The sequence below is a fragment of the Romboutsia sp. genome (assembly GCF_035470145.1).
Classification (GTDB): domain Bacteria; phylum Bacillota; class Clostridia; order Peptostreptococcales; family Peptostreptococcaceae; genus Romboutsia_D.
Genome location: NZ_DATIRC010000005.1, coordinates 1 through 6,427, shown reverse-complemented (window position 1 = coordinate 6,427; position 6,427 = coordinate 1). Strand labels below are relative to the sequence as shown.

At 30.2% G+C, this 6,427-nt stretch carries 9 protein-coding genes and 1 rRNA gene; all 10 read left to right on the top strand.

Features of this window, described 5'->3' with window-relative positions:
* Nucleotides 1–218, top strand: a 218-nt coding sequence (locus VLM92_RS00150) for a DNA-directed RNA polymerase subunit alpha C-terminal domain-containing protein (RefSeq protein WP_325274332.1), incomplete at its 5' end; no start/stop codon positions are given.
* 21 nt (nucleotides 219–239) lie between these two features.
* A complete protein-coding gene (gene rplQ, locus VLM92_RS00145) occupies nucleotides 240–581 on the top strand; it encodes a 50S ribosomal protein L17 (protein ID WP_325274331.1) in 342 nt (113 codons plus the stop codon).
* 532 nt (nucleotides 582–1,113) lie between these two features.
* Nucleotides 1,114–1,947 carry an energy-coupling factor transporter ATPase gene (locus VLM92_RS00140; RefSeq protein WP_325274330.1) on the top strand — a complete coding sequence of 278 codons (834 nt, stop codon included), beginning with the start codon at nucleotides 1,114–1,116 and terminating at the stop codon, nucleotides 1,945–1,947.
* Complete coding sequence (locus VLM92_RS00135; protein WP_325274329.1) at nucleotides 1,935–2,801, top strand: energy-coupling factor transporter ATPase; 867 nt, start codon at nucleotides 1,935–1,937, stop codon at nucleotides 2,799–2,801. The genes VLM92_RS00140 and VLM92_RS00135 overlap by 13 nt, the downstream gene beginning before the upstream one ends.
* Nucleotides 2,795–3,592: an energy-coupling factor transporter transmembrane component T gene (locus VLM92_RS00130; protein ID WP_325274328.1), complete on the top strand. Its 798-nt coding sequence runs from the start codon at nucleotides 2,795–2,797 to the stop codon at nucleotides 3,590–3,592. The genes VLM92_RS00135 and VLM92_RS00130 overlap by 7 nt, the downstream gene beginning before the upstream one ends.
* A gap of 11 nt (nucleotides 3,593–3,603) precedes the next feature.
* Entirely contained in the window at nucleotides 3,604–4,335 is a 732-nt protein-coding gene (truA, locus tag VLM92_RS00125; protein ID WP_325274327.1) for a tRNA pseudouridine(38-40) synthase TruA, read from the top strand.
* 119 nt (nucleotides 4,336–4,454) lie between these two features.
* Entirely contained in the window at nucleotides 4,455–4,886 is a 432-nt protein-coding gene (rplM, locus tag VLM92_RS00120; protein WP_325274326.1) for a 50S ribosomal protein L13, read from the top strand.
* A gap of 27 nt (nucleotides 4,887–4,913) precedes the next feature.
* Nucleotides 4,914–5,306 (top strand): 30S ribosomal protein S9, encoded by a 393-nt coding sequence (gene rpsI / locus VLM92_RS00115; RefSeq protein ID WP_325274325.1) that lies wholly within the window; start codon nucleotides 4,914–4,916, stop codon nucleotides 5,304–5,306.
* Between the two features lie 72 nt (nucleotides 5,307–5,378).
* Complete coding sequence (cwlD, locus tag VLM92_RS00110) at nucleotides 5,379–6,095, top strand: N-acetylmuramoyl-L-alanine amidase CwlD (RefSeq protein WP_325274324.1); 717 nt, start codon at nucleotides 5,379–5,381, stop codon at nucleotides 6,093–6,095.
* 250 nt (nucleotides 6,096–6,345) lie between these two features.
* A 16S ribosomal RNA gene (locus VLM92_RS00105) occupies nucleotides 6,346–6,427 on the top strand; the annotation flags it as partial.

Genomic DNA, 6,427 nt, shown 5'->3' with positions numbered 1-6,427 from the left:
AAAAAGAAAAAGTTCTTGAAATGACTATAGAAGAATTAGATTTATCAGTTAGATCATACAACTGTTTAAAGAGAGCGGGAATAAATACAGTTGAAGAATTAGCTAATAAATCAGAAGATGATATGATGAAGGTTAGAAACCTTGGTAAAAAATCACTTGAAGAAGTTATTCAAAAACTTGAAGAATTAGGTTTAGGACTTAAACCTAGCGAAGAATAAGCGAGCAAAGGAGGGATTGGCGTGGCTAATTACCGTAAATTAGGACGTGTGACATCACACAGAAACCTTATGTTAAGAAACTTAGTAACTGACTTACTAAGAAATGGAAGAATAGAAACTACAGTAACTAGAGCAAAAGAAACTAAAAGAATGGCAGAAAAGATGATAACTCTTGGTAAAAGAGGAGATCTTCATGCTAGAAGACAAGTTATGGCTTATGTTATAGATGAAACTGTAGTAAACAACTTATTCACTGAAATAGCTCCGAAATATGCTGAGAGAAATGGTGGATATACTAGAATAATCAAAAAAGGACCAAGAAAAGGCGACGCTGCTGAAATGGCTTTTATAGAATTAGTATAGTAAAAAAAGGATTGAGCTTTATAGCTTAATCCTTTTTTGCGTTTGTATAAAAAAATAATTTAAATAAAGATAAATACAATTATAAGAAAAAATTATTCATGTATTACTAACTATCGTTTAAATTAGATGTTGTATTGATTTTTACTAACTATAATATCTAGAAGTAGATTATATATCAATGTGATAATGTATAGAAATTATATGTAAATTTGTATTTAATCCAATTATGATTTTTATATTAAATTATGGTATAATACTATTTAAAATGATTTTTCAAAGCGAATAAAATTTTATTAAGCTTGTATTCTTAAAATTTTATTTATATTACTGTTGTGTTGAAGTTTAATGGTAAAAATATATAAATTTAAAACGATAGATTTTTATATTAAGATAACATTATAATATGTAAAAATACCAATAAATTTCATTGAAAATTTATAAAGTATATATAAATTAATTAGTAACATAAATAAATTTAATTTTAAGATGGAATAGATGCATTTTTATACTACTTATGTGAAGGAGTAAATTAATGGATAATATAATAAAGGTTAATGATGTATCATTTGAGTATGTTACAGATGAAAGTACACTTAAAGCCATAGACAAATTTAGCTTAGAGGTAAAAAAAGGTGAATTTGTGGCAATAATAGGACATAACGGTTCTGGTAAGTCAACTTTATCTAAAAACCTAAATGCTATTTTGGTTCCAAGTGAAGGAAATATACTTATAGATGGGCTAGATACAAGAGAAGAAAATAAATTATGGGATATAAGACAAACAGCAGGGATGGTATTTCAAAATCCAGACAATCAAATTGTTGCAACTGTAGTAGAAGAGGATGTAGCATTTGGACCTGAAAATTTAGGAGTGGAACCTAAAGAAATAAAAAACAGAGTAGAAGAGTCTCTTAAAAGTGTAGGCATGTATGAATTAAGAGATAGACAACCCCACCTATTATCGGGAGGTCAGAAACAAAGAGTAGCTATTGCGGGCATAATAGCCATGAAACCTAAATGCATTATATTTGATGAAGCAACTGCCATGTTAGATCCATCAGGAAGAAAAGAAGTAATGAAGACTATAAAAAGGCTCAATAAAGAAGAAAATATAACAACATTACACATAACTCACTTTATGGAAGAAGCAGTTGAAGCAGATAGAGTTATAGTTATGGAAAAGGGTAAAAAATTGATAGAAGGTACTCCAAGAGAAGTGTTTAGTAATATAGAAATGCTAAGAGCAATAGGTTTAGATGTACCTTATATGACAGAATTATCTAGTTTATTGAGAGAAGATGGATTAGATATAAGTAGTGATATATTAACTGTGGATGAGATGGTGATGGAATTATGTCAATTGTAGTAAAAAAATTAACTCATATATATAATGAAGGAATGCCTTTTTGTAGTAAAGCACTAGATGAAATTACTTTTGAAATAAAAGACAGAGATTTTGTAGGATTGATAGGACATACAGGATCAGGGAAATCAACATTAATACAACACTTGAATGGTATATTAAAACCATCTTCAGGTGAAATATTCATAAATGATTTCAATATAACAGACCCTAAGTTAAACTTAACAGAAATTAGAAAAAGAGTGGGTGTTGTATTCCAATATCCTGAGTACCAACTATTTGAAGAAACAATTGAAAAAGATATAGCTTTTGGACCTTCTAATTTAGGTTTACAGCCTGATGAAATACATGACAGAGTAAAAATATCTATGGAGGCTGTGGGATTAAATTATGAGGAATTTAAAGATAAATCTCCATTTGAGTTATCAGGTGGTCAAAAGCGAAGAGTAGCTATTGCTGGGGTGATAGCAATGAAGCCAGAAGTCTTAATATTAGACGAACCCACTGCAGGTTTAGATCCTGGAGGGAGAGATGAAATATTTGAACTTATAAAAAATCTCCATAAAGAAAATAATATGACAATAATATTATCATCACATAGTATGGATGACATGGCTAAATTAGCAAAAACTATAATTGTAATGAATCAAGGCAAAATAGAGTTTATGGGGTCTCCAAGAGAAGTGTTTAATTCTAATACTGATAGATTGAAAGAAATAGGACTAGACATACCTCAAGTGTTAGAGTTAGCCATAAAACTAAGACAACAAGGATTTGATATAAGAGAAGATATATTAACAATAGAAGAGGTTAAAGAAGAAATATTAAAAGTTATGAGAGGAAGAAGAAAATGTTAAAAGATATAACTATAGGACAATATTATCCATCTAATTCTGTTATTCATAAATTAGATTCGAGGATAAAACTTATAGCTACTTTTGTATTTATGATGTCTTTATTCATAATAAATAAATTTTGGCCATACGCTATAGTTTTATCATCTCTAGTATTTGTTGTGAAATTATCAAGTATACCTATGAAATACATCTTAAAAGGTATTAAACCTCTTAGATGGATTATATTATTTACATTTGTTATAAATATATTCTTCCTTCCTGGAGATGTGATTTGGTCAATTGGGTTTATGACGATTACAAGGCAAGGTATAGAACAAGCTATATTTATGGCAGCGAGACTAGTATTATTAGTTGTAGGTACGTCGATATTAACTCTAACAACATCTCCAATAGAGCTTACAGATGGTATAGAAAGACTTTTAAACCCATTTAGGAAGATAGGTTTACCTGTACACGAATTGGCTATGATGATGACTATAGCTTTAAGGTTTATACCAACATTATTAGATGAAACAGATAAAATAATGAAGGCTCAAATGTCTAGAGGTGCTGATTTTGAAAGTAATAATATGGTAAATAGAGCTAAAAATTTAGTACCGTTATTAGTTCCATTATTTGTAAGTGCATTTAGAAGAGCTGATGAGCTTGCTATGGCTATGGAAGCTAGATGTTATAGAGGTGGATATAATAGAACGAAGATGAAAGAAGCTGTTATAACGAAATTTGATTATATAGCGAGTGGAATACAGGTTATATATTTGGTTATAATTATAGCTACTAGGTTTATGTAAAGAGGTATGCTATGAAAAACTTAAAAGTTACGATACAATACAATGGTGCAAACTATTGTGGTTGGCAAAAACAACCGGATTCTTTGGGTATACAAGGTACTATAGAAAAGGCTATTTATGAGATAACTAAAGAAGAGGTGAAGCTTGTAGGTTCAGGAAGAACTGATGCAGGAGTGCATGCATTAGGTCAGGTAGCTAATTTCAAATTAGAATCTAGCATACCTGCAGAGAAAATACCAAATGCATTAAATGCTAAGTTGCCTAAAGATATATCTATAATTGCCTGTACTGAGGTGGATGATGAATTTCATTCTAGATATAGTGCTAAAGGGAAAAGATATAGATACTTAATATATAATAGTATGTATAGGAGTCCTATATATAAGGATACATCATATCATGTTAGATATGATCTTGATTTTGAAAAAATGTGTCAAGAAGCTAAATTTTTAATAGGACAATATGATTTTAAAGGATTTATGAGCTCTGGATCATCTGTAACTGACACTGTAAGAACTATATATGACATTACTTTAGAAAAGCAAGAAGATTTAATTATTTTAGAAGTAGAAGGTAATGGATTTTTATATAATATGGTAAGGATAATTGTAGGGACGTTAGTAGATATAGGCAGAGGAAGAATAAATGAAAGCTTAAAAGAGATAATTAACTCAAAGAATAGAGGAAAGTGCGGTCATACTGCACCAGCTCATGGATTATTTCTTAAAAAAGTTGATTATTAGCTTGACACACCAGGGGGCATGTATTAAAATGAATTAGAGTGTGTTAATAAGTCCACTTGCCCCGGACTTGACATAAACGGTAAAATTTTTATATGAAAATAAGTTAAGGAGGGACAACTATGAAAAGTTATATAGCTAAGCCAGCTGATGTACAAAGAAAATGGTACATCGTTGATGCTGAAGGAAAAACATTAGGTCGTTTATCAACTGAAATAGCGACAATATTAAGAGGTAAGCACAAGGTTACTTTTACTCCTCATGTAGATGGTGGAGACTTCGTTGTTGTTGTAAATGCAGAGAAGGTAGTTTTAACAGGAAAGAAATTAGATCAAAAATTATACAGATACCACACTGGTTATGTAGGTGGATTAAAAGAAATAACTTACAGAGAAATGATGGCTAAGAAGCCTGAAGAAGTAGTATCTCATGCAGTAAGCGGTATGTTATGTAAAAACAAATTAAGAAGCAGAATGATGACTAGATTAAGAGTATTCGCAGGACCAAACCATGATCATGCAGCTCAAAATCCAGAAGTTTTAAACTTTAAATAATAATTACGGGTGAAAGGAGGAGTTATCATGGCTAACGTTCAATATTACGGAACTGGAAGAAGAAAAAGCTCTGTAGCTAGAGTTAGATTAGTTGCAGGTGAAGGAAATATAGTAGTAAATGGAAGATCAGTTGAAGAATTTTTCAACTATGAAACTTTAATAAGAGATGTTAAGCAACCATTAGTTTTAACTAACAATGAAACTAAGTACGATGTTATAGTAAAGGTTGAAGGTGGAGGATTCACTGGACAAGCTGGAGCTATAAGACACGGTATATCTAGAGCTTTATTAAAGGCTGATTTAGATTTAAGACCTGCTTTAAAGAAAGAAGGATTCTTAACTAGAGATGCTAGAATGAAGGAAAGAAAGAAATACGGATTAAAGGCAGCGAGAAGAGCTCCACAATTCTCAAAGAGATAATTTTTATATATCTGTACAAAGACTTTGGAATATTCCAAAGTCTTTTTTAATATAAATATACAGGGTGATATTGTGAGAAAGTACATAAAACATATAATTTTTAGTGTTATAGCATTATTATTAGTTATGGTGTCTATATTTGAGATTAAAAATGTATCCGAGGATGTAATGGAATATATGCCTGTAACAAATAAAACTATAGTTTTAGATGCAGGTCATGGGGGCATAGATCCAGGGGCTTTGACTAAGGACAAGGATACAACAGAAAAAGATGTAAACTTGGCTATTACCCTTAAAATAAGGGAACTTCTAGAAGCTAGTGGAGCGCTTGTCATATTAACAAGAGAAGATGACAGTAGTTTATATCAAGAGGCTAGCAATAAAACTATAAGACAAAAATATAATGAGAACTTAAAGAATAGAAAAAAAATAATAGAGGAATCTGATGCAGATATGTTTGTGTCAATACATCTAAACGCATTCGAGCAATCTAAATATTATGGGGCACAGACTTTTTATCCTGAAGGAAAAGAAGAATCTGTTCAGTTATCTAAGTACATACAAGAAGAACTTAAAAGAGTAATAGATAAAACAAATAATAGAGAAATTAAACCAAGAGATGATATATACTTATTAAAAGAAAATAAAATTCCGTCAGTACTAATAGAATGTGGTTTTTTATCTAATGAAAAAGAAGCTAAACTTTTAGTAAATGAAAAATATCAAGAAAAAATAGCGTGGTCTATATATGTAGGAATTCAAAAATATTTTAGCTCAAATATGAATTAAAATTAATAAAAAGAAGATAATAGGTTATATCAGTAGTATGTAAATTTAGCTGATATAACCTATTATTAATTAAAATATAAAAAATGACAAAAAAGTATTGACTTTAAAAAAAATAGGTGTTATTATTAATAAGTACTCAAGAGGAGTACGAAAGAACTTTGAAAATTAAACAGTAGGTTAATTTATAGAATTTGAAACAAACCAAACAAACAAAGCCAGATATATAACAGTATCTGAGCCCGTTAAACTTTTATTTGAGAGTTTGATCCTGGCTCAGGATGAACGCTGGCGGCGTGCCTAACACATGCAAGTCGAGCGATTCTCTTCGGAGA